Annotated in this window: 23 protein-coding genes and 5 tRNA genes; 9 read left to right on the forward strand and 19 right to left on the reverse strand. The window is 44.0% G+C overall.

Annotated elements, in window-relative coordinates:
- Window positions 1-5: 5 nt before the first annotated feature.
- Window positions 6-1,103: an AI-2E family transporter gene (locus FGU46_RS06260; protein WP_286472811.1), complete on the forward strand. Its 1,098-nt coding sequence runs from the start codon at window positions 6-8 to the stop codon at window positions 1,101-1,103.
- A gap of 39 nt (window positions 1,104-1,142) precedes the next feature.
- On the opposite strand, the gene hjc is transcribed toward FGU46_RS06260, so the two are convergent.
- The 7 genes from hjc to FGU46_RS06295 form a co-directional block, all read right to left on the reverse strand.
- On the reverse strand, window positions 1,143-1,556 hold the full coding sequence (hjc, locus tag FGU46_RS06265) for a Holliday junction resolvase Hjc (RefSeq protein WP_286472812.1): 414 nt from the start codon (window positions 1,554-1,556) through the stop codon (window positions 1,143-1,145).
- Between the two features lie 56 nt (window positions 1,557-1,612).
- Entirely contained in the window at window positions 1,613-1,927 is a 315-nt protein-coding gene (locus FGU46_RS06270; RefSeq protein ID WP_286472813.1) for a hypothetical protein, read from the reverse strand.
- Window positions 1,928-2,081: 154 nt separating this feature from the next.
- Window positions 2,082-2,157 (reverse strand) — tRNA-His (locus FGU46_RS06275).
- A 39-nt stretch (window positions 2,158-2,196) separates the two neighbouring features.
- Window positions 2,197-2,280 (reverse strand) — tRNA-Leu (locus FGU46_RS06280).
- A gap of 61 nt (window positions 2,281-2,341) precedes the next feature.
- A tRNA-Glu gene (locus FGU46_RS06285) sits at window positions 2,342-2,416 on the reverse strand.
- A 25-nt stretch (window positions 2,417-2,441) separates the two neighbouring features.
- Window positions 2,442-2,515, reverse strand: a tRNA-Ile gene (locus tag FGU46_RS06290).
- 4 nt (window positions 2,516-2,519) lie between these two features.
- Window positions 2,520-2,592: transfer RNA gene (locus FGU46_RS06295), tRNA-Asn, on the reverse strand.
- 268 nt (window positions 2,593-2,860) lie between these two features.
- Here FGU46_RS06295 and FGU46_RS06300 point away from each other — a divergent pair.
- The 8 genes from FGU46_RS06300 (at window position 2,861) to FGU46_RS06335 (ending at window position 9,055) form a co-directional block, all read left to right on the forward strand.
- Window positions 2,861-3,886, forward strand: coding sequence for a radical SAM protein (locus tag FGU46_RS06300; protein WP_286472815.1), 1,026 nt, complete (start codon window positions 2,861-2,863; stop codon window positions 3,884-3,886).
- Between the two features lie 17 nt (window positions 3,887-3,903).
- Window positions 3,904-5,265, forward strand: a complete 1,362-nt coding sequence (gene gatB, locus FGU46_RS06305) for an Asp-tRNA(Asn)/Glu-tRNA(Gln) amidotransferase subunit GatB (protein WP_286472817.1) — start codon at window positions 3,904-3,906, stop codon at window positions 5,263-5,265.
- Between the two features lie 36 nt (window positions 5,266-5,301).
- A complete protein-coding gene (locus FGU46_RS06310; RefSeq protein WP_286472820.1) occupies window positions 5,302-5,544 on the forward strand; it encodes a DUF504 domain-containing protein in 243 nt (80 codons plus the stop codon).
- A 1-nt stretch (window position 5,545) separates the two neighbouring features.
- Complete coding sequence (locus FGU46_RS06315) at window positions 5,546-6,358, forward strand: CBS domain-containing ParB/RepB/Spo0J family partition protein (RefSeq protein WP_286472826.1); 813 nt, start codon at window positions 5,546-5,548, stop codon at window positions 6,356-6,358.
- Between the two features lies 1 nt (window position 6,359).
- Window positions 6,360-6,647, forward strand: coding sequence for a phosphoribosyl-ATP diphosphatase (gene hisE / locus FGU46_RS06320; protein WP_286472830.1), 288 nt, complete (start codon window positions 6,360-6,362; stop codon window positions 6,645-6,647).
- Window positions 6,648-6,727: 80 nt separating this feature from the next.
- Window positions 6,728-7,876: an aldo/keto reductase gene (locus FGU46_RS06325; protein ID WP_286472834.1), complete on the forward strand. Its 1,149-nt coding sequence runs from the start codon at window positions 6,728-6,730 to the stop codon at window positions 7,874-7,876.
- Between the two features lie 34 nt (window positions 7,877-7,910).
- A complete protein-coding gene (locus tag FGU46_RS06330; protein WP_286472836.1) occupies window positions 7,911-8,420 on the forward strand; it encodes a nitroreductase family protein in 510 nt (169 codons plus the stop codon).
- Window positions 8,421-8,488: 68 nt separating this feature from the next.
- Window positions 8,489-9,055 carry a flavin reductase family protein gene (locus FGU46_RS06335; protein ID WP_286472840.1) on the forward strand — a complete coding sequence of 189 codons (567 nt, stop codon included), beginning with the start codon at window positions 8,489-8,491 and terminating at the stop codon, window positions 9,053-9,055.
- 20 nt (window positions 9,056-9,075) lie between these two features.
- Here the strand turns inward: FGU46_RS06335 and comE are convergent, their stop codons facing one another.
- The 12 genes from comE to fdhF all read right to left on the reverse strand — a co-directional run bounded on the left by comE (window position 9,076) and on the right by fdhF (window position 22,157).
- Window positions 9,076-9,633 (reverse strand): sulfopyruvate decarboxylase subunit beta, encoded by a 558-nt coding sequence (gene comE / locus FGU46_RS06340; protein ID WP_286472844.1) that lies wholly within the window; start codon window positions 9,631-9,633, stop codon window positions 9,076-9,078.
- Between the two features lie 15 nt (window positions 9,634-9,648).
- Window positions 9,649-10,140: a sulfopyruvate decarboxylase subunit alpha gene (gene comD, locus FGU46_RS06345; protein ID WP_286472847.1), complete on the reverse strand. Its 492-nt coding sequence runs from the start codon at window positions 10,138-10,140 to the stop codon at window positions 9,649-9,651.
- A gap of 89 nt (window positions 10,141-10,229) precedes the next feature.
- Window positions 10,230-11,258, reverse strand: coding sequence for an L-sulfolactate dehydrogenase (gene comC, locus FGU46_RS06350; protein ID WP_286472852.1), 1,029 nt, complete (start codon window positions 11,256-11,258; stop codon window positions 10,230-10,232).
- A 13-nt stretch (window positions 11,259-11,271) separates the two neighbouring features.
- Entirely contained in the window at window positions 11,272-12,297 is a 1,026-nt protein-coding gene (gene purM, locus FGU46_RS06355) for a phosphoribosylformylglycinamidine cyclo-ligase (protein WP_286472853.1), read from the reverse strand.
- Between the two features lie 122 nt (window positions 12,298-12,419).
- The gene (locus FGU46_RS06360) at window positions 12,420-14,324 is read right to left on the reverse strand and encodes a beta-CASP ribonuclease aCPSF1 (RefSeq protein ID WP_286472855.1); all 1,905 of its coding nucleotides are present in this window, start codon (window positions 14,322-14,324) and stop codon (window positions 12,420-12,422) included.
- 71 nt (window positions 14,325-14,395) lie between these two features.
- Complete coding sequence (gene psmB, locus FGU46_RS06365) at window positions 14,396-15,028, reverse strand: archaeal proteasome endopeptidase complex subunit beta (RefSeq protein WP_286472858.1); 633 nt, start codon at window positions 15,026-15,028, stop codon at window positions 14,396-14,398.
- Between the two features lie 213 nt (window positions 15,029-15,241).
- Entirely contained in the window at window positions 15,242-16,333 is a 1,092-nt protein-coding gene (locus tag FGU46_RS06370) for a formate--phosphoribosylaminoimidazolecarboxamide ligase (protein ID WP_286472860.1), read from the reverse strand.
- 257 nt (window positions 16,334-16,590) lie between these two features.
- Window positions 16,591-17,055 (reverse strand): beta-class carbonic anhydrase, encoded by a 465-nt coding sequence (locus tag FGU46_RS06375; protein ID WP_415926584.1) that lies wholly within the window; start codon window positions 17,053-17,055, stop codon window positions 16,591-16,593.
- A 110-nt stretch (window positions 17,056-17,165) separates the two neighbouring features.
- The gene (locus FGU46_RS06380; RefSeq protein ID WP_286472864.1) at window positions 17,166-18,362 is read right to left on the reverse strand and encodes a Coenzyme F420 hydrogenase/dehydrogenase, beta subunit C-terminal domain; all 1,197 of its coding nucleotides are present in this window, start codon (window positions 18,360-18,362) and stop codon (window positions 17,166-17,168) included.
- Window positions 18,363-18,367: 5 nt separating this feature from the next.
- Window positions 18,368-18,793, reverse strand: coding sequence for a hydrogenase iron-sulfur subunit (locus tag FGU46_RS06385; protein ID WP_286472869.1), 426 nt, complete (start codon window positions 18,791-18,793; stop codon window positions 18,368-18,370).
- Window positions 18,794-18,901: 108 nt separating this feature from the next.
- Window positions 18,902-20,098, reverse strand: coding sequence for a Coenzyme F420 hydrogenase/dehydrogenase, beta subunit C-terminal domain (locus tag FGU46_RS06390; protein WP_286472873.1), 1,197 nt, complete (start codon window positions 20,096-20,098; stop codon window positions 18,902-18,904).
- Between the two features lie 4 nt (window positions 20,099-20,102).
- Window positions 20,103-22,157, reverse strand: coding sequence for a formate dehydrogenase subunit alpha (gene fdhF / locus FGU46_RS06395; RefSeq protein WP_286472876.1), 2,055 nt, complete (start codon window positions 22,155-22,157; stop codon window positions 20,103-20,105).
- Window positions 22,158-22,259 lie beyond the last annotated feature (102 nt).

Below are 22,259 nucleotides of genomic sequence, written 5' to 3' on the forward strand. Positions count from 1 at the left end.
GTATTATGATTTACAAATTGAAGGGAACCCTCACATCGGCATTTTTTGTGGTTATAGTCCTTCTAGCGTTATCTTTCATGGTCATCTATCCCATAATCAGTATGGTTATTCTGGGGGCTATTTTTGCCTATGGTATAAGGCCGTTGGCCCATAAAATGGAACCTAAACTTAAATTTCGTTCCCTGGCCATTGTGGTGGCCATGATCATAGTGATCCTGCCCTTAATTGCACTTTTAGCCTATAGTATCGGCACCCTCATTTCATCTTCTTCTTCCCTGGTAGAACTAGCCCGAGGTATAGATCTCAGTTTACTAAACAGTACTTCAGCACAACAGACTGTTGTCCTTCAGGAAAATATCCCGGCCACCATCTATCCCTACATCGCTTCTATTCTTAACATCGTCAACGTGGAATTGGCGGACATCATCAGATATGTCGTGAACTACATCTTGGGTCTGATAGAGTCCATACCCATGTTGGCCCTGCAGATATTCATATTCCTGGCTTCAACATTCTATTTAGCCAGTGATGGTGATAAATTAATGGAGTATATACAATATACCATCCCTGCCGGCCGAGAACACTATTTTGAAAACTTATATAGCGAGATCGAACGGGTTCTAAAGAGTATCTTTTACGGGCACTTTTTAACAGCCATAATAATTGGATTAATGGCCGGCGTAGGCTTTTACCTTCTTGGATACCCATATGCCCTATTTTTGGGTATAATAACCGGATTTTTCCAACTCATCCCCATCTTAGGGCCCTGGCCCGTTTACACCGTACTCACCATCTGGGATCTTGTATCTGGTAATTACATCCGTGCCGTGGCTGTACTTTTATTCGGGATATTCCTGAGTGGAAGCGATATCTATATCCGCCCCAAACTTTCCGGGAAATACGCAGATATTCATCCCATGATATTTATCCTGGGATTCCTCTCCGGACCCTTGATATTTGGGTTGGTGGGATTCATTTTGGGCCCTTTGATTCTAGGGGTGGCATACGCTGCGGTGGTAGCCTATAAAAACGAAGAACAGATGGAAAATTTAATTGAGGATGAAAAAATAGGGAAACCTGGAGAAAAAGGGACTGATGAATAGTACCAGGATAAGATAATTGAAGTAGTTATCCCGAAAATTTTATCCCGAAAATTTGACCTGCTTACTTTTCCCCAATAACTCGTCAAATTCCATTCCCTTGGAAAAGGCCAACTCTTTATCCAACCGGAAGTTTTCCTGTTTGGTTCGGTACAAATCCTCCGGCCGGACAAAACGCCATTTTTCCCGTAAAAATTTGGCCCCTATGTAAGGTTGGGCTCCGAAAATATTAGAAAACTCCAAAAGAGCTTCTATTTTTTGAGAATTAATATAAATCCGGTCTTTGGAAGATGATTTAACTTCTATGGCTAAATAAATTTTGCCATTACCGGCGATAATATCTGGAAGCGGTTTCTTGGTTGCTCCTCCTGATGCAGGTGCCCGCATAGCAGCGCAATCCGCGTCCCACAACATTTTAACAAGTTCACGTTCCTCTCTGGATCCAGTTTTACTCATATTGCACCAAAAAACAATAATAATTGGATGATAACGCCAGGAAAGAATTAAATAACTTAAATAGACTCCTCGGCTTCATCGTATTCAATATTTTTGGCCAGAAAAGTTCCATTTTTACTAGGGCCCCTTATCCAATCTATTGAAGCTTGTTTAGCCATCATTTTGCTGTTTCTAAATTTAATATCTACTGTTATGCCCGAACGGCTTAATTCCGGATTTTTGGTAGTGAATCTGGAAAAGGTTCCCGTGTATCGGTAATTATTTTTTAAAAACCATTGGGTTATAATTACTCCGTCCATCTCCCCAATAACTTTTCCATCACACAAAACATCGCACTTTATTGAACCGCATGTCTTTTCCATTTTTATCATAAACCCACCAACATCTAGTACCAAGCCATAATATGAAACATTATGAATAAGTAGTTTTCTAATTTCAGCGGTATATGTGATTATTGATCCCTTTTCTCGTGAAAAAAGGATTCATAAAAAATAAGATTCTACCAAAAAATCAGTAAGATAAAAATGGGGCCGGGGCCGAGATTCGAACCCGAGTCGCGGGATCCACAGTCCCGTAGGATAACCACCTACCCCACCCCGGCACTTTGAATTGTTCATGGTTGTGGATGTAACTTATGCGATGCAGGGGCAGGGATTCGAACCCTGGTAGGCCTACGCCAACAGGTCCTAAGCCTGTCCCCTTTGGCCAGCTCGGGCACCCCTGCAAAGGTTACTTTGATTATCTGTAATAGGCCGTTAGTAATTCAAAACCTTAAAAGGTAGTAATGCTCCGGCCGGGATTCGAACCCGAGTCTTCGGCTCGAAAGGCCGAAATGATTGGCCGGACTACACCACCGGAGCATATGAATATTGGAGTTAAATTAGATGGGCCCAATGGGATTCGAACCCATGGCCGCCCGGTTATGAGCCGGGCGCTCTACCTGGCTAAGCTATGGGCCCAGAGCGCCGCCGACAGGGCTCGAACCTGTGACCAATCGGTTAACAGCCGAACGCTCTACCTACTGAGCTACGGCGGCAATTCCCAAGTAAAGCCTGCTAAATTTGCAAACTATTTTCTCAGTTGACAAGTTTATTAAAAAACATAAACAGACCGAGATGTAGTTTGAAGGTAGTAATTTATGGTATATAAACATTTTGGGTTGGCAATAAGGATATTAAACAATTCGAATATACTCCATATTAAATCTTTTTGTGATAAATAAATCTTTCAACATCTAATCACGATTTTGATATCGTTAGAGTGGTTTTTATCGTAAATATTTTATCTAAGATATTAGGGAATCTATGAATCTAATAAACAAAATTAAAGACTTCGAGATACTGGATCTACTGAACCAGGCCAATCAGATTACACTGAAAAATCATGGAGACACCATATCTCTGGAAAGGGCCATATTCCTTTCCTGGTGGTGTGATAAGGGGGATTGTGCCTTCTGTTACATGTCCACCCAGAAGCCACTCATCAAGGATCCTCAAAAGGCCCGAAGGAGGTTGGAAGCCATATTAGCGGAAGTAGAGGTGGTAAATAGGATGGGCTGGAATATAGAGTTCCTATCTGGGGGTTATGGTTCTTTTACCACCTCCGAGATCAGAGATCTGGCCCAGGAAATCTACCAGTTAACGGGCAGTCCGGTTTGGCTAAACGTGGGGATTACCAAGGACATTGATTCTTATGGTGAAGAGATTAAGGGCATAACTGGAGCTGTGGAAGTTGCCAATACTGATCTGCAGCGTCAAATATGTCCCAGTAAGAATCTGGATGATATTATGGATATGTTAGAACTGGCTGGAGAGCTGGGTTTTAAGAAGGCCATCACCATCATTCTGGGATTAGGAGAGACTCCTGAGGATCTTAACTACCTGTTTAGCCTGATTGAAGACTATGGTATTAACCGCCTAATATTTTACTCCTTAAACCCCCATGAAGGCACTCCCTATGCCCGGAAACCACAACCGGCGTCACTGTATTATGCGGGAGTGGTGGCCGCCACTCGGATCCGCTTTCCGGATCTGGAAATCATCACCGGGACCTGGATTGATAACCTGGCCAATATAGGTCCGTTAATACTGGCTGGTGCCAATGGACTAACCAAGTTTCCTCTATTTTCCATGTTTGGAACTGGGAAGGGTAGGAGAGTGGAAGAAGAAGTTCATTGGGCTGGAAGAAAACTTGAAGGAACCTTCACTGATGCTGATAGGCTTGTGGGGTCCAGTTACCGCAGGGACCTGGAACCCTTTGTAAAAAGATATATCAAAAGGTGTCTCAATAATAAACCAAAGAATGAGGATAGACTTCTCACCCTTAAATAGGAGGAATCGCTATTAAAATGAAATGCGGATTAGAAATTCACGTTCAACTTGATACCAATTCTAAACTTTTCTGTGACTGCCGCACCAACTACCAGGAAGCGGCACCCAACCATAATATCTGCTTTGTATGCCTTAACCAACCAGGTGCGAAGCCATATCCCCCTAACCATGATGCCATAGAGGGGGCCATAAAAATCGCTTTGATGTTAGGTTGTAAAATAACTCCAGAGCTAACTTACTTCCAGAGAAAACATTATGACTATCCGGATTTATCTTCAGGATACCAGAGAACTTCCATTCCCATTGGTTTTGAAGGAGATCTCAACGGAGTCCGGATCAGGGAGGTGCACCTGGAGGAAGATCCCGGACAGTACAAACCTGACCTGGGAATTGTGGATTTCAACCGCTCTGGCATTCCACTCATAGAAATTGTAACCGAACCCGACATGACTTCACCTGAGGAAGCCCGTAAATTCTTAAGAGAGCTTATCCGGGTACTGGAGTACAGTGGCAGTGCCCGGGGGGAAGGTACCATGCGGGCCGATGTTAACATCTCCCTGGAAGGTGGTAAACGGGCAGAAATAAAAAACATAAACTCCATCAAGGGCGCCTACAAGGCCCTTAAGTTTGAAATGGTGAGGCAGAAGAACCTCATTAAGCGGGGCATAGAAGTGAAACAGGAAACCAGGGCTTTCCTGGAATCTCAGATGATCACCGTCCCCATGCGGCTTAAAGAAGAGGCCGATGACTACCGTTACATACCCGACCCTGATCTGCCCCCTATGCTGGCGGAGGAGGAACGGGTGGAATACGTGCGGGAACACATGCCAGAACCATCTCACATCAAGACAGAACGATTCGTAAAGGAGTACGGTATCCCTGAGGATCATGCCCGGGTGTTAACTTCTGAAATCGACCTGGCCGATGCCTTTGAGGAGGTAGCCCTGGAAGTGGACCCTAAATTTGCCGCCCTCTGGATGAGGGATGAGGTCAAAAGAGTGGTATACTACAACAAGTTGAACTTCAAGGAAAGTGAAATCACCCCTGCGCAATTGGTGGAACTGTTTAATATGTTGCTGGATAAGAAGATCACCACCAAAGCTGGACAGAGGATCATGGAGAAATTACCTAAAAACTCCCAGATGCCCAGTACCATTGCCGAGAAAATGGGGTTAATGGGGGTGGTTGAAGAGGATGAAGTTCAGAGGGCCGTTAGGCAGGCTATTGAAAACAATCCGGAAGCGGTTAAGGACTATTATAATGGTCAAAAGAAGGCCCTTAACTTCTTAGTTGGTCAAGTAATGAAATTAACCCGTGGAAAGGCCGATCCTTCCCACACTAACCAGTTAATTCGAGATGAGTTGGAAGCAAGGGCTTAAACTTATGATCTGCCCTGTCGGTATGGGGGAAGGCTTATGGCCAAGCGTGTTTTGGATATGTTGCTCTGGCATCCTGAGAAGAAGATTAGAAATTGCACAGTCACCTTCATACATCGGGGAATCCCTGGAAACCTGAAAAGAATAGATGGTAGTGAAATTAAATCATTAGAAGGCGGATTTATGATATTGGAAGACGAAACCAAAATCCCCTGTCATCGTGTTATAAAGATAGAATGTGATAAAGACTTATTATGGGAAAAACATTATAAGGAGGGATAAGATGAGTAGTTCAGCCCTGGTGAAGGACTACATGACCAAGAAGGTCATTACCGTCACCCCTGATACATCCAACGAAGAAGTCATCGAACTTATGAAGGTCACTGGTCACGATGGATTTCCAGTGAAGACTAATGGGAAGGTTATGGGCATGGTTACTGCATTTGACCTGGTTTTAAAACCATGGTTAAGGAGTGTGAGAGAAATCATGTCCACCGATGTGGTGGTTGCTGATCAGGAGATGACTATTAACGATGCATCCAGAGTCATGTTTCGCATGGGCATATCACGTCTACCTGTGATGGATAGTGAAGGACATCTGGTGGGTATTATAACCAACACTGATATTGTGCGTTCCCATATTGAAAGATCAACACCCATGAAGGTTAACTATTTCAAGAAAACCCTGGAACAACTCTACGATATTAAAACCAAACTTATACATAAAACCGTTCCCATTAATAAACTACGGCCCACCCAAAACCGTATTTATGCCGATGAACTTCAAGGGCGTACCTATGAGCTTGAAAGGGGTCTGGCTGAGCCAACCATCGTGGTTGAAACTGGAGATCGTTTCATTTTGGTTGACGGACACCATCGTACCGTGGCTGCCAGAAAATTAGGATACCAGGAGATAGATTCCTACGTAATAAAACTGGACCGTGATCTTAAACTGGGTATGGAAAAAACCGCAGATAAGAATGGTATATTCTCCTTGGATGATATACAAATCATTGACGATGCTCAACACCCTTTAATAGCTATAACCACTAGTTTACGCCAGGAATCTAGTAAAAGAGATAAAAAGGAGGATTAGGGTGAAAGAGAAGGTTATAAGGGATGTTTATCAGGTTTTAGAGGGCCGTCGCAATCACCCGGTGGACTCCTACACCTCCAACATCATGCAGGACAGCCAAAAAAAGGCAGAAGACAAGATCCTGGAAAAAATCGGGGAAGAAGCTGCTGAGGTAATAATAGCTTCCAAAAACAATGAGAATCTGGTTCAAGAATCAGCGGACCTGATATTCCACATTTTACTTCTTCTAGTCTATAAAGGAGTGGAACTGGAAGAGTTGCTGGATGAATTTGAGAGAAGAAGGGGTTAATTTTTTTATGGCTCAAGTGGAGATGGCCATGAACTTTGGATTATGTAATAAATAATATTCCAAAAAATTTGAGGTTCGCCATGTTATACCGAGAACTAGGTTCAACCGGGGAAAAGGTTTCTATACTGGGATTTGGATGCATGCGACTACCTGTTAAGGGTCGATATGATAAAATAGATGAGAAAAAAGCTTCCAAACTCCTTGATCATGCCCTAAAAAATGGGGTGAACTACCTGGACACCGCCTACCCCTACCATGGCATCAGCAACTCTGAAGGTGGTAATAGTGAAGTTTTCCTGGGAGAGTACCTGTACCAGCGGGACGAACGTAGTCAGGTTTACCTGGCCACTAAAATTCCCACCTGGCTGTTAAAAGAACCAGAAGATATGGATAGATTTCTTGACGAGCAATTAAAACGCTTACAAACCGACCAAATTGATTTTTACCTTCTTCACTCCTTGAAAGAAAAAAACTGGTTTCACCTGGAGGATCTGGGGATTTTGGAATTTTTAGATTCGGCAGTTGCTGATGGACGAATAAAATACACTGGATTCTCATGTCACGATGAAACTGCCTTCTTTAAAGAAGTGGTGAACTCTTACCAGTGGGATGTATGCCAGTTACAGTACAACTATCTGGATGAACAGATCCAGGTCGGTAAGGAAGGCCTGGAATATGCAGCGGAGCGAGGCATCGGTACCCTTATCATGGAACCACTAAAAGGTGGAGTTCTGGCCAGACAGGTACCCTTCGAGGTGGCGAAGCTGTGGGAAGGATCCGATTGGACACCGGCAGAATGGGCGTTTCGTTATCTCTGGAATATTCCACAGATTGATGTGGTCTTAAGTGGGATGAACACCATGGAACAACTCCTAGAAAACCTTAAAACAGCGGAAAAGGGGTGGCCTGATTCATTATCCCCCTGGGAAAATGAGGTCATGGAACAGGTTAAACAGGCCTACAAGGACAAGATCACCGTGGAATGCAGTGCCTGCGGTTACTGCATGCCCTGTCCTTCGGGAATAAACATACCTCAGTGTCTAAGTTACCTCAATCAGGCCGCCATGCTCAACGACATTACCAATGTCCGGGGACAGTACTACTTCATGTTAAAAGACACTGAACACGCTTCTAACTGCCTGGAATGTGGGCTTTGTGAAGAGATGTGTTCCCAGAGACTTCCCATCCGCGAAAAACTAAAGGAAGTAAAGAAGACCTTAGAAGAGTAGTGAATTAATCTTTTGGAATTGGAGTTGATATGCTATGGAATTTCAAGAATTGATTGAAAACCGGTACAGTGTCCGCAGCTACCAGGACAAAGTTGTGGAAGATGATAAAGTGCGAAGGGTCCTGGAAGCTGCACGTATTGCTCCCACAGCTGCAAATAAACAGCCTTTCAGTTTGATTGTAGTTGAAACCAGGGGTAAAGAAGAAGATTTAAAAAGCATATACCACGCGGATTGGTTTTCGGAGGCCCCCCTGGTGATATGTGCCTGTGCAATTCCTTCGAAGGGATGGACACGTCGAGATGGGCGTTGTTATGTGGATGTGGATGTGGCCATTGCCATGGATCATCTCATACTCGCTGCAGCTGATTTGGGCCTTGGCACCTGTTGGATAGCTGCCTTTGATTCTCAAGCAGCACGGAAGATATTAAAACTACCAGAAGAAGTAGAACCACTAATATTCACCCCTTTAGGCTATCCTGCCGATGAATCCGGCACCAAAACTCGAAAGGAGTTAAAGGAATTGGTTCGTTACGAGCACTGGTAGTTTTTGGAGTGATAGATTATTATTAAACCCAAATTTTTCTAAGGAATATGTTTACAGGAGGCTAAAAATTGAAAAAATCAATGGGCGCTAAAACAATTGTGCACCCCACTCCGGTCTTTGTGGTGGGAACCTACGATAAGGAAGGTAAACCAAATGTTATGACTGCAGCATGGGGAGGTATATGTTGTTCTGTGCCACCCTGTCTTTCAGTATCCCTGAGAGAAGCTACATACACCTATCACAATATATTGGAGCGTCAAGCCTTCACGGTCAGCATCCCCTCAGCCGAATATGTTAAGGAGGCCGATTTTTTTGGAATTACATCAGGCAAAGATTTGGACAAGTTCCAGGCCACTGGATTGACCCCCCAGAAAAGTGAAGTTGTGGATGCACCATATGTAGACGAGTTTCCATTTGTTTTAGAGTGTAAATTACTCCAGAGCCTTGAAATCGGACTGCATACACAATTTATAGGCGAGATTATGGACATTAAAGTGGAGGAGGATGTTCATAAATCCGATTCTTTACTGCAAAAAATAAAACCCCTAATTTACAGTCCAGATGATTCCGCTTATTACCGTGTGGGAAATTTCGTTGCCAAGGCCTTTTCCGTGGGAAAACAAGTTAAGAAGTGAACTCATTAGAACAATACTTATTATTTTTTACTTGTTTTTCCCTGAACTTCTTCCATAAATCTCTTCTTAATATCTTCTGGCTCCATGGGAATTACAGGAACATCTGCATTTCCCGGGAGAACCTTCAAATGGACGAATACTGGCCCTTCAGCATCTAAAACCCCTTGGAAATCAATCTTATCCGTGAAGAAAAAAGTTTTCCGGAAGCCAATAGCTTCTGCTACCTTCTTAAGATTGGTGGTGGAACTGTAGGTACACTGACTACCGGTGGAACCATAGCACTCGTTGTCCACGACCACCAGAACCAGATTCTTGGGATTCTGATTGTATATGGTGACCAGACTCCCCAGGTTCATCAGAACTGATCCGTCCCCATCCAGGACTACTACCGTGCGGTCCTGGGCCAAGGATAGTCCCAGACCTATGGAGGAGGCCATGCCCATGGATCCTAACATGTAGAAGTGGGTGGGAGAATCTTTAACATGGTATAACTCCCGGGAGGGGAACCCGATGTTACAGATCACCAGTTCATCATCCAGATATTCGCAAATTTTACGGATGGCTTCTATTCTCTGCATTTTTCACCTTCTAACTCACCAGAAAGTAATATCCAACAGTATTCCTAGGGGTGCTTCACCGGCCTCGGCCAGAATCCAGGCTTCGGGTATAAGTTTTAAAGCATCTTCCGGGGTTTTGGGGTTAAGGTAAGCTATTTTCAGGGCATCCAACACTCCGGGGGTGGCCTTTCCCATGGGTATCTGGGCGCTCATGAACTCCCCTTGGGTGCCACGGTGACTCATTATCATCAAAATGGGAATCTGGTATAGTTTGTACAGGGATGCCAATACGTTAACTGAGTTTCCCAGCCCCGAGTTTTGCATGAGAATGGCTGGCCTTTTACCGGCTAGAAAGGCCCCCGCACATATACCAAAACCTTCTTCTTCCCGGGTAACGGGTATGTGCTTAATTTCAGGATCACAATCCACCAGTTGCATTAGTTTATCAAGGTTAACGCAGGGCAAGCTAGCTACAAAATCTATTCCTGCATTTTTAAGTCCGTTAAAGACAGCTTCACTGCTATCCATTTGATACACCTTGATATTCCAATGTTATTAGTGGGCTTAATCCTTGTATTCTAACCCTTTTTTTAGATGATCCAACTAAAGTTAAATAATTAGTTTTCTGTCATATCTTTCCAATTGATGTTCATTTCCTGGCATAAATCTTTTAATTGGAGTTCTAACTTCTCATCAATTGGAATTCCCTCTTTTTTGAACTTTTTAATGTTTCTCAGTTCCATATCGCCTGGTATGAACACGTTGGGAGTAGCCTTTACTTCGGCTATGAAATCATCCACTTCCGCTTTGAACTGATCCAGATCCACAAAACATGAAGGGTCTATAACAGCCAGAAGATCCCCTTTGGTGCACTCTACTTCTGGGTTGGCGGTCCCGGTCACGTATTTGCCGTAGGCAGCACCCACCAGGGGTCCGGACATTATTTCAATCATGAACGCCAGAGCATATCCCTTATGGGCCCCAAAGGGAAGTATAGATCCTTTTATGGCTGCACAGGGATCAATGGTAGGGTTACCCTCCGCATCGAGAGCCACGTTTTCTGGTAGTTCCTCTCCCCTACGCATGGCTTCCAGGATCTTCCCCCTAGCCGCAGCAGAGGTGGCCATGTCCACGGAGACATAATGGCTATTGGATGGTATTCCAATCGCTAGGGGGTTGGTACCAAGTATTGGTTCCTGGCCTCCAATGGGAGCCACGGCTGGTTCGGTGTTGGTGATAACCAGTCCGATAAGGTCCTGCATGATGGCCATGTCTGAATAGTATCCTGCCACTCCGAAATGGTTGGAGTTATTGATGCCCACCATCCCTATACCTGCACTTTTTGCCTTTTCAATGGCCATTTCCATTCCTCTGTAGGCAATAACATGTCCAAAACCATGGTTTCCCTTAAGTAATGCCGTGGCTGGGCTTTCCCTTTCCACCGTTACTTCTGCTTTGGGATGGATGGTGCCCACTTTGAGTCCCTTGATATACTGGGGGAACCTGCCGATTCCATGGGATGAAAAACCTTTTAAATCAGCGTCGACGGTTACCTCAGCTACAATGGTGGCATCTTCTGCTGATACTCCCAGTTTAGTAAGAATTTCTGTAATTAGGTATCGTTCCTGTTTGATGGTAATTCTCATTCCAACACCTCTTTTAAAGTTCGATCCATGATTTTTCCATAGTTTTAAGTTTTACCTGTCCTTTCCCATCGGCCACAACCTTACCTATCTGCTGGGCCGGATAGTATTTCGTAATGATTTTTAAAGTCTGCTGGACGTTCTCTGGATGGGTGATAATGGCAAAACCAACCCCCATATTGAAAACACGGTACATCTCTTCCAGAGGAACTCCCAGTGAATAAATTGACTCAAAAACAGGCATAGGATCTGGTAGATTATCTAAATGGTAACTCAATCCTTTTTTGAGCCTTTTTAGGTTGTTAAAACCGCCACCTGTAATATGGGCCAGACCATGAACATCCACTTCACTTAAAAGATCCATAACCGGCTTAACATAGATGCGGGTCGGTTCTAAAAGTACCTCCCCCACGGTGATATCAGGATAATCGGGTAATGGATCTGATATTTTTAGCTGGGCTTCTTCAAAAAAGGCTTTACGAGCCAGACTTAATCCATTGCTGTGAATACCGCTACTGCCTATACCAATTACAGCGTCTCCTTCCCGAATTTCTTCCCCACTAATTATTCTGTTGGTGTCTACTATCCCAATACCTGTTCCTGCTAAATCAAGATTATGCACTATTCCGGGTAAAGAAGCAGTCTCACCACCAATCATGGCGATATTAGCATCCAAAGATCCTTCGGCAAGTCCTTTGCCAAGCTGTGATGCTATTTCAGGGTCTGGTTTTTCCACGGCCAGGTAATCCACCATGGCTAATGGTTTGGCACCCACACAGAGGATATCATTTACCACCATGGCCACGCAGTCAATACCCACTGTGTCATATTTATCCATAAGCTCCGCGACCAGTATTTTGCTTCCCACTCCATCGGTGCTCATGGCCAGGGCTTTATCACCCAGTCGTAAAAGAGCGGCGAAGTGACCGGTGTCGGTAATTACATCTTGAAGTTTCAGGGTAGATTTAAGCTGAGATACCATAGCCTCCACTGTGACCTCTTCCAGGTCTATATCCACTCCTGATTCAGAATAGGTTACCATACAATCACCATATTATTACTATTAGATTTAATATTAGACTAAAATGAACATTACTACTGCAAGAATCTTAAAATATAGATAGGGGATAATCCCCTAAATTTCCTCCTATCCTCTAAAGAATCTTACTGTATTCTAACTGTTTCCAGATTCATGGGGGTTTTTGTTTCAATTTTATAGCTACGGTAGATGCTGCTGGCCAGATCCAGGGTTTTGTAATTGTCACCATGACAGACCAATATCTTCTCGGGTTTGGGTGAGATGCGTCTAATGTAATCCATTAGTTGTTTACGGTCAGAATGACCACTAAAACCTTCTATGGTTGTGATCTGCATCTTCACGTTGTAAACGTTAGTTTTTCCATCTTCTTTGAGTGGTATCTCCTTCCAACCCTTCTGGATTCTCCTTCCCAGGGAACCTTCCGATTGGTACCCTACAAAGACCAGGCTGCTTTTTTCATCTTCACAGAGCCATTTGAAGTACTCCACTGAGTTTCCCCCGGTGAGCATACCGGAAGTGGATAGAATAATGGCTGGTTCCCCTTCTATGATATCTCGGCGTTTTTCAATACCGTTAACCTTGTGGAAGACATCGGATATGAAGGGGTTTCGACCCATATGGAATATCTGGTCCCTTAAATCCTTACTCAGATACTCTGGTCGGGCGGTGTGGATGGCGTTAGCTTCCCAGATCATGCCGTCAATGTAGATAGGGACTTCATCAATGATTCCATGCCTCATATACTCTTCCAGAACTATCATCAATTCTTGAGCCCTTCCCACTGCAAACACCGGAACCAGTACCTTACCACCCCTTCCCAGAGTGTGGTATATGGTTTTTATCAGCTTTTTTTCGGCATCGTTTCGGGTGGGCTGCACATCATCGTGGCCTCCGTAGGTACTCTCCATAACCAGAGATTCTATACGTGGGAACTTGGATACTGCTGGCTCCAAGAGCCTGCTTCGTTCAAATTTGAAATCTCCGGTGTATACAAAGTTGTGTTGTCCGTCACCGATGTGCATGTGGGTGATGGCCGATCCCAGGATGTGACCGGCGTTGTGGAGTGTCAGGCGGATGTCCGGGGCGATATCTGTTACTTCCCCGTAATCCAGGGTTATGGTGTGTTTAATGCACTTTTTCACATGTTTAACGTTAAATGGGAGGGGACTATCTTCTCGATGGGCTATATCAATGTGATCGAGTTGAAGAAGCGTCATGAGGTCTCGGGTAGGGGTGGTGCAGTATACTGGCCCATCATAACCGTAATGATAAAGGTAAGGAAGGAATCCAGAGTGGTCCAGGTGGGCGTGGGATATGATCACCGCATCCAGATCGTCTAAAACAAATTCTGGAACGTTTAAATAGGGGTAAGAACTTTTATCATCGCTTCCCGCAACGTTAACACCACAATCAAGCAGTATTTTACTGTTACTGGTCTGTAAAAATAATGAGGAACGGCCGACCTCTCTAAAACCACCTAAAGCCGTTATACGGGCCCATTCATTTTCCATATAAACCGGCCGGTGTATACGATTTCCCAATTCCTGTAAAATTTTTTTCCTCTCTTTACTATTCTTTCTGAGAGTTCTTCTTATCCTTTGAATTACTTCGGAGGATATTGGGGGTGTTCTAAGAATTTTAGGGGCCCAACCTATCTGTTTTACGATCTCTCTGGAAGTAGCCCCGTATTTACCTATTACCAATCCTGGCTTTCGGGCTTCGATAATAACCTCGCAAGTAACGTCATCGAATGAGATGTTAGTTATCTTGGCATCCTGGGGAACGATCTGGTGGATGTGGTCGATGGAGGCCTCTGGCTCCATGAGCACAGACTTGTCCGAGCGGATGATGATCCTTTTGCGGAGGTCCTTGGCCAGATCCCGTATAAGATCACCATTTTCAGTAATGATCTCCGGATTTTTGGTGTATATGACCACCTCCGGTCCCTCGAATTCCACTTTGGCTACTTGCACTCTTTTGGGCAATCTTTGTACTATGGTATTTTTGATTTCTTGAATCTCTGAACCCATAACATCACGTCTAGAAAAATAGAAATAAAGTCCGGACCTTAAGGTCCTTAAAAAAATTAATTAAAAGTAGATTAGATGATTTGTTTAATCTTTTTTTCTACTTCTTCCTCACTTAGTTTTTTGAAGCCTTCCTCGGCGGTGATGGTGGCCACCACGATGCCGTTTCCAGAATAGGTGTCACGTTCCATGGCGGCTTTTATAGCTCGAATGGCAACATCAACTCCTTCTTCCACGTAAAGGTCTTCACTATAGCGGTCTTCCAGAACCCCATACGCAAATGGTGAACCTGAACCGGTGGATATCATCATATCTTTAACCACTCCTCCGGTGGGATCCAGTGAATATACAGCGGGGCCCTTATCATCCACTCCTCCCAATAGGGTCTGGACGAAGAAGGGATAAAATCTGGATGAATGTAATATGTTAGAAGTTAAGGTGGCTGCAGCCTCTACACTCATTTTTTTGCCGTTTCTTAGCCTGTAAAGGGCGATTTCGGCACTGATGTATTTCATGAGGCTTTGGGCATCTGAAACTGAGCCAGCGATGGTGGCTCCAATATGATGGTCAAGTTTGAATATTTTATCGGCAACCTTGTGGGCGATCAAGTTGCCCATACTGGCCCTTCTTTCGGTGGCAAAAACAACTCCATCTTTACAGGTTAAACCCACAGTTGTAGTGCCTTTAAGTCGATTTTCATCATTCATAGATACACCTCTATTAAAATAAATGCGAAGTCAAAAAATAAGTTTTCTAATGGCTACTTTAATATTCATGGTATATAAATATTACTAGTTAAGGTTTTTACCCTTTAACGGCCTTTTAAGGCCTTTTTTTTAAAGATTATACCATTCTAAAATTGTTTTTAAGACATGATTTGAGCCGTAAAAAAAATAGAAAAAAAATAAAAAAGGGATTTATTAAGTTATTATTTCATCTAACCTATCTTCAGCTATCCCATTTTTGATTTCCATTGCCATTCTGCGGCCCATGCTTAATGGTTCTCCGTAGTAGAGGTAGCTGTAGGCAGATCCGTTCATGAAGGTGTTGGTTCCACCGTCGGACCGGGCACTCATCTCAAACACTACCACTTCTAGGTCATCGTTAACCAGGGTCTGCATACAGAATGGACCGTTGAATCCTGGCGGTACCAATCCTTTGGCACCTTCGGTGATCTTGTCTCCTATATCAAATGCCTGTGGGAGCAGTGATTCTCTTAAAACTACTGGGTGATTACCGGTTACAACATAGGATGCGTTAACACCCATATCGATCTGATCTTTAGCAGGAACTCGGACCAAACCGTCTATGGTAGATTCGTATCTGCTGTCAATCCCCATTAGTTCTACTTCATCCTTTAATCCTGAGAAGAAGTAGTGGATACAGTAGTTACAGCCTAATACATATTCTTCAATGTGGGCCCCTTTTATATCTTCTTCTTCGATCCAGTTTCTGGCCATCATAGTCTCAATTTTCTCGTCGTACTCTTCAGTAGAGTTAGCGACGAAGTACCCTCTTCCTCCCCGGGCTCCGGGGAATTTAACCATAACCGTGCCGTCAATATCAGCTGGATTTTTTATCTTTTTAGGAATTCTGACCCCGGATTCGGTCATCAATTTCCTTTCCAGATCCCTTTCAGCTTCCCAACGCAGGATATCCCGGTTTCCAAACATGGGAACGTTAAAAATGGTTTCTATGTTATCCAATCCTGCATAGGCCACAAATGAACCGTGTGGGAATACGATACTGTTCATATCCCTTAATTGTTCCTGCACTTCCTCATTAACTATGTCACTAAAATGATCGACCATTATATATTCATCACAAACTCCAAACCTTTTATAAGGAACCTCACGACCCTTTTCACACACTACTGCGGTCCTGAAGCCCTCTGTTTTTGCGCCCTGAAACATATGTAAGGATGAGTGGCTTCCTAACGTTGCAATAGTAATGTCTTCCTTATCATACTCATCCAGAATGCCCATAATTTTTTGCCGGTCTATTTTGCTCATGGTTTATTTCCTCCACATATTCCACAATACAATGAGTTAATAGCATATGGATTGTATGAGGTAGTTATTTTTTTCGTCTTGATCTTTCGTATCACTATTCATAAAAATAGTGATATTTATATTAAAAATTAGGCGAATAAGAGAAGATGATAGAATATTCTGATACAATTAAAATGTCATAAAACTTTAATTTTAAAAAATTAGCAAAAGCAAGGCTTATTAGCAAATAATAGTTTAAATAATAAAAAAGAAATGAATTATCTGTCGTCCAAAAGAACCTTCAATTCTCCGCTTTCTATGTCCATAATAAGTCCATGGATTGGTACATCATCGGGAATAAAGGGTGAACTTTTAATTTCTTCTACTACCTGGATTACGTTGGATTCTTCCCCGTCAATAGCCCCAATCCATTCTTTTATGTCAACTTTGGCTATTTCTTCCGGGTCAATGCCCCGTTCTTCCATGGTGCTTTTTAGTTTTTCAGGGTCCACGTTGGCCATTCCACAGTTGGTGTGACCAATGACCATTACCTCTTCCACTCCCAGCGCAAATATGGAGGCCGCCACGGATCGAATTACGTCCCTGCCTGCCACGGTGTTACCCGCATTTTTAATAATCTTGGCATCACCTCGTTCGATTCCCAGAGCTGGCTCTAAGAATCCGGTGAGTCGGGTGTCCATACAGGTAACAATAGAAAGCTTTTTTTGAGGCATGTGACTCATTTTTTTAGGCTCAAATTCTTTGGTAAAGTCTTGGTTAGCCTTTAGTACCTTGTCAATCATCATAATATCACCTAAAAATTAAATTTAAAAATAAATAAATGGTGAGGAAGCTATTCCTCACTTGGTTCTTTGTCAACCACAGATAGCGGTGGCTTTCGTTCCCGATCGTATCCAGGATAGTAGTCAAAGACATCTTGTAGGTTGCGGTTTACCTTATGGAAAATTTTGGCCAGTGGTATTTCTGCGGGGCAGACTTCTTCGCATTGTCCGCAGTTGGTACAGGAATCCACCATATGAATCATTCTCACAAAGTGGAACATTGGTGAAGGAGGAATTTCTCCTTTTCCTACCCAATCATCTGATTCAGACTCAATGGTACATTTAATGCACCAGCATATTGGGCAGGCTTCTCTGCAACCGTAACATTTTATACATCGGTCAAATTCGTCCATGTATGCATCTATCTCTAACAGGCCACCTTCGTCTCCGAAGTCTTTGGCTTGCCATTTATTGGCCAGATTTACCATGGCTTTATCGATGTTGGCTCGGATTTCAATGCCCTTAGGTACTGGGTCCTGAACCTTTAGGGCTCCAGCATCTATGGCCTTCTGCAGGATTTCGGCACCTTTTTCTGAGAATACTTCTACGAAGGTAGCTTTCCCGGCTAAAGGCCCTATTACGCCCCAGTTACCCATTGCTATGTCTGACATTACGGGTATATTGTTTTCACATCGTCTACAGTTGGTTCTTCGTCCATAGCCTTGCTCTTCCAGTTCGTCGATGCTTATCTCTTTTTCTTGGTCAGCGGTTTCGATTATAAGGTTTCCTTTGGCGATTTCTTCTTTCAGTACATCGTCAGGATCCAGATCGTAGAATTTTTCGATCATTTCTCTGGCTTTAACGGGAGGCATGGTTCCTCCACAGTTAACGCCAATCATTACCACGTTTTCTGGGTCTATCTGCTTTCTTTTCATGAGTTCCACGATGCTCATTGCATCGCAGGGTTTGGTAGTCACCGCGATTTTCATATCCTTGGCACCGTTCAGGTAATTGCTCAGGGTATTGCAGATATTGAGGGTTCCACAGTGTAGTGAACCAGCTGTTTCTTTGATCTTTTCTGGGTCACTGATTAGGGTGGGGACTGCGTCATAAAGGTCTGAACCTTTTTTAACGGCTAAAACTGCATCTACAATTCCTTCTTCCAGTAAGAATTTCATTATAGAAGTTACAGCTCCTCCGCATTCTCCACTTTCAGCAATTTCCTCATCGGGAGACCATGCATAATACATATCGTTTACTTGCACCATGTTAATCACCCAGCCTCAGCTTTATTTTGTCTCCACGAGAATGGACCGAGTTCTTTTACTTTTTCACTTACCATGGTCATTGTATTGGCGAATTTTTCACCTTCAGAGGCAGATATCCAATCCAGGTAGAATCTTCCTTCATCAATGCCCAGGGTAGTTAGGACTGTTTTTAAGGCAGTCATTCGGCGATCACATGCGAAATTTCCTCTATCGTAGTGGCAGTCTCCAAAGTGGCATCCTGCTACCATAACTCCGTCTGCACCTTCATCGAATGCTTTTAAGATGAAAAGTGGGTTTATTCTACCAGAGCACATTACTCTGATCACACGGACGTTAGGAGGATATTGCATCCTCGCGGTACCGGCAGTATCTGCCCCTCCATAAGAACACCAGTTACAACAAAAAACTATTATTTTGGGTTCCCATTCCATAAGCGTCTTCTCCTTTTAATTCTCTTTTTTTTATTAGTTCTATGAACATTTAGGATTAAGGTGCATAAAATATTTGGGAAGTGAGGATTCATCCCCACTTCAATTTATTTACTTGCCTGCCTCCAGAGGAAAATAGGAGAATGGCGGCATTCCCTCTTTAACTCCTCGCTGGTATCCATAGGTCTCCTTTATCTTGGAGTTTATTTCGTGCCAAATTTTAGCTAGTGGTATTTCTGCGGGGCAGACTTCTTCGCACTGTCCACAGTTGGTACAGGAGTCCACCATGTGTATTAAACGTTCCATGTGGAACATTGGAGATGGTGGTAGAGAGCCTTTTGCTAACCATTCTGGTCCATCTACTTCTAGAGTACATTCTTCACAGTAGCAGATGGGACAGGATTCCCGGCAGCCATAGCACTTAATGCATCTTTCGAATTCATCCAAGTACTGGGCGAAGGTAGCCATTATCTCGCCCCTACTTTCGTCGAAGTCTTTGGCTTGCCATTTATTGGCCAGTTTAGCCATGATTTTGTCGATGTTGGCCCGGATTTCCACACCTTTGGGTATGGGCTCCTGGGTGTTTAAAACTCCGGCGTTGATGGCCTTGTCTAAAACGTCTGCACCTTTTTCTGAGAATACTTCTACGAAGGTAGCCTTCCCAGCTAAAGGTCCTATGACACCCCAGTTACCTAGGGCTAGATCTGCCATTCGGGGAATGTTAATCTCACATCGTCTGCAGTTGGTTCTTCGTCCATAGCCCTGGTCTTCCAGTTCGTCAATGCTTATCTCTTGTTCTCCCTCAGCTGTTTCTATTATAAGATTTCCTTTGGCGATTTCTTCTTTTATTACAGCGTCAGGATCGGTTTCGTAGAATTTTTCGATCATTTCCCGGGCCTTAACGGGAGGCATGGTTCCTCCGCAGTTAACCCCCACGATAATTATGTTATCTCCGTCAATCTGCTCACGTTTGATGAGCTCTACCATGGTCATAGCATCGCATGGTTTGGCAGTGACGGCGATTTTCATATTTCTGGCACCATCCAGATATTTTTCTAGAGTTTTGGCCATGTTGAGGGTTCCACAGTGCAGAGAACCGGCAGTTTCTATGATCTTTTCCGGATCACTGATTAGGGTGGGAACTGCGTCATAGAGGTCTGAACCTTTTTTAACGGCTAGAACTGCGTCCACAATACCATCTTCTAACAGAAATTTCAGTATAGTGGTAACTGCTCCACCGCATTCACCGCTGGCGGCTATTTCGTCATCCGACCCCCAGGCGTAGTACATATCACCTACTTGAACCATAGGATCACCCCGCTATTTTCTCTACACTGGCAGCTGATACTTTGAGTTCCGGCATCTTGGCGAATGGATCTAACTGATCTCCACTGGTTAGTATGTTTGCTGCACTTTCAGCAAAGTGGAAGGGTATGAACACCGTTCCTTTAATGATGTCTGGAGTGACTTTGGCACCGATTTCGATTTCTCCGCGTCGGGTTTTAACACGAACCATCTCTTTATTTTTAATGCCAAGTTCAGCTGCGTCTTCAGGATTAATTTCAACCCATCCAGCTGGTACTTCCCGATCCAGGGTTTCTGATCTTCGGGTCATACTACCAGTGTGCCAGTGGAACAATGTTCGTCCAGTGGTGAGTATGAATGGATACTCTTCGTCTGGATTTTCGGCTGGTGGCTTCCACTCGATGGCTTTGAATACGCCCAGACCATCGGGAGTTGCAAATCTTTCGGCGTGGAGAATAGGAGTTCCAGGGTGTTCTTCATCGGGGCATGGCCAGTGAAGGGCTTCTGGTTTGGATAGCCTTTCTTTGTTCATCCCGGCGTACTGGGGAGTTACAGTTCTGACTTCCTCCATTATCTCATGTGGGGAGTTGTAATTGAATAAATCAGATCCCATTCTGGTGGCAATGTCAGAAACTATGGCCCAGTCGTCCCTTGCTTCACCAGGTCCTTCAACTGCTTTCCGGATATATTGCACCCTTCTTTCGGTGCTGGTGAAGGTTCCGTCTTTTTCAGCCCAGGACATGGCGGGTAGCACTACATCTGCTAACTGTGCGGTTTCGGTTAAGAAAATGTCCTGCACTACTAAGAAGTCCAGGTTGTTCAAGGCAGCTTCCACGTGTTTTAGGTCAGGATCGGATACCATAGGGTTTTCGCCCATGATGTACATGCCTTTGATATCTCCATCGTGAGCGGCGTGCATCATTTCCACCACGGTAAGACCGGGTGTACAGGACAGGTCACTGCATCCCCAGGAACATTTCATTTTCTCTCCCAGTTCCTCGTTGATTACTGCTTGATATCCGGGGTATACTACCGGGAGAGCTCCCATGTCACATGCTCCTTGCACGTTGTTTTGTCCTCTTAATGGGTTTACTCCGGTTCCAGGTCTTCCGATGTTACCGGTGAGCATGGCCAGGTTGGAAGTGGACATAACGTTTTCGGTACCGACGGTGTGCTGGGTGATACCCATGGAGAATAGAAGAGCAGCGTTGTCTGCTTTAGCGTACATAATCGCAGCTTCTCTGATGAGTTCAGGGGCCACTCCGGTTATTTTTGCTACTTCTTCAGGCGGATACTTTTTGACCATGGCCTTTAATTCATCGAAATCCGTGGTCCGGTTTTCTATGAACTCTTTATCTTCGAGGCCTTCCTCTATGATCACGTTCATCATACCGTTTAAGAGGGCCACGTCGGTCCCGGATTTGAAGGGTATGTAAAGGTCAGCTTGTTTGGCAGATGGTGTGAACCTGGGGTCTGCCACCATGATTTTAGCGCCCTTATCCTTGGCTTGTAAGGCCCTTCTCCACATAAGTGGGTGTTGTTCAAGGGTGTTGGTTCCAATTAGGAACACCACATCCGCATGAGCACAGCTTTCCAGTGAGTTGGTCATAGCTCCGGATCCAAAGGTCTGGGCCAGCCCGGCCACTGAAGGGCCGTGACACAGTCTTGCGCAGTGATCTACGTTGTTGGTTCCAATTACGGTTCGCACAAACTTCTGAAACACGTAGTTTTCTTCGTTGGTGCATCTGGCTGAGGAAAGGAATGCCATTTGTTCGGCATTTGCTTCTTTCATTTCACCTAATTTGGATGCAACTAAGTCCAGTGCTTCGTCCCAAGTTGCTTCCCTAAATTTACCGCCTTCTTTGATTAAAGGGGTGGTTAATCTATCGTCTCGGTGCACGAATTCGTATGAAAAATTACCTTTAGGGCATAGTTTTCCTTCGTTTACCGGGTTTCTTTTCCATGGTTCAACTCCGACAAGCCGTCCATCAACGCTTACCAAGTTGAATCCACATCCACATCCACAGTATGGACATGTGGTTGGTGTGTATTCTAGATTCATGATCTACCTCCTGGAATGTTCACGAAATTTTTTGGTTTAATAATTTGGTCTAAAATGAATTTCATTATGAATTTCTATTATATATATTAACATTTGCGGTAC

Origin of the sequence: Methanobacterium sp. CWC-01, from assembly GCF_030323845.1 — an archaeon.
In the GTDB taxonomy this organism is placed as follows: domain Archaea; phylum Methanobacteriota; class Methanobacteria; order Methanobacteriales; family Methanobacteriaceae; genus Methanobacterium; species Methanobacterium aridiramus.

Coding starts and splice junctions, on each gene's coding strand:
- gatB (WP_286472817.1), top strand. CDS start 3,904: ATGAAATGCGGATTAGAAATTCACGTTCAACTTGATACCAATTCTAAA.
- FGU46_RS06390 (WP_286472873.1), bottom strand. CDS start 20,098: ATGGTTCAAGTAGGTGATATGTACTACGCCTGGGGGTCGGATGACGAA.
- FGU46_RS06310 (WP_286472820.1), top strand. CDS start 5,302: ATGGCCAAGCGTGTTTTGGATATGTTGCTCTGGCATCCTGAGAAGAAG.
- comC (WP_286472852.1), bottom strand. CDS start 11,258: ATGAGAATTACCATCAAACAGGAACGATACCTAATTACAGAAATTCTT.
- FGU46_RS06330 (WP_286472836.1), top strand. CDS start 7,911: ATGGAATTTCAAGAATTGATTGAAAACCGGTACAGTGTCCGCAGCTAC.
- fdhF (WP_286472876.1), bottom strand. CDS start 22,157: ATGAATCTAGAATACACACCAACCACATGTCCATACTGTGGATGTGGA.
- FGU46_RS06315 (WP_286472826.1), top strand. CDS start 5,546: ATGAGTAGTTCAGCCCTGGTGAAGGACTACATGACCAAGAAGGTCATT.
- hjc (WP_286472812.1), bottom strand. CDS start 1,556: ATGAGTAAAACTGGATCCAGAGAGGAACGTGAACTTGTTAAAATGTTG.
- comE (WP_286472844.1), bottom strand. CDS start 9,633: ATGCAGAGAATAGAAGCCATCCGTAAAATTTGCGAATATCTGGATGAT.
- FGU46_RS06385 (WP_286472869.1), bottom strand. CDS start 18,793: ATGGAATGGGAACCCAAAATAATAGTTTTTTGTTGTAACTGGTGTTCT.
- purM (WP_286472853.1), bottom strand. CDS start 12,297: ATGGTAACCTATTCTGAATCAGGAGTGGATATAGACCTGGAAGAGGTC.
- FGU46_RS06260 (WP_286472811.1), top strand. CDS start 6: ATGATTTACAAATTGAAGGGAACCCTCACATCGGCATTTTTTGTGGTT.
- FGU46_RS06375 (WP_415926584.1), bottom strand. CDS start 17,055: ATGAGTCACATGCCTCAAAAAAAGCTTTCTATTGTTACCTGTATGGAC.
- psmB (WP_286472858.1), bottom strand. CDS start 15,028: ATGAATGATGAAAATCGACTTAAAGGCACTACAACTGTGGGTTTAACC.
- FGU46_RS06270 (WP_286472813.1), bottom strand. CDS start 1,927: ATGATAAAAATGGAAAAGACATGCGGTTCAATAAAGTGCGATGTTTTG.
- FGU46_RS06360 (WP_286472855.1), bottom strand. CDS start 14,324: ATGGGTTCAGAGATTCAAGAAATCAAAAATACCATAGTACAAAGATTG.
- FGU46_RS06370 (WP_286472860.1), bottom strand. CDS start 16,333: ATGAGCAAAATAGACCGGCAAAAAATTATGGGCATTCTGGATGAGTAT.
- comD (WP_286472847.1), bottom strand. CDS start 10,140: ATGGATAGCAGTGAAGCTGTCTTTAACGGACTTAAAAATGCAGGAATA.
- FGU46_RS06380 (WP_286472864.1), bottom strand. CDS start 18,362: ATGGTGCAAGTAAACGATATGTATTATGCATGGTCTCCCGATGAGGAA.
- FGU46_RS06325 (WP_286472834.1), top strand. CDS start 6,728: ATGTTATACCGAGAACTAGGTTCAACCGGGGAAAAGGTTTCTATACTG.
- FGU46_RS06300 (WP_286472815.1), top strand. CDS start 2,861: ATGAATCTAATAAACAAAATTAAAGACTTCGAGATACTGGATCTACTG.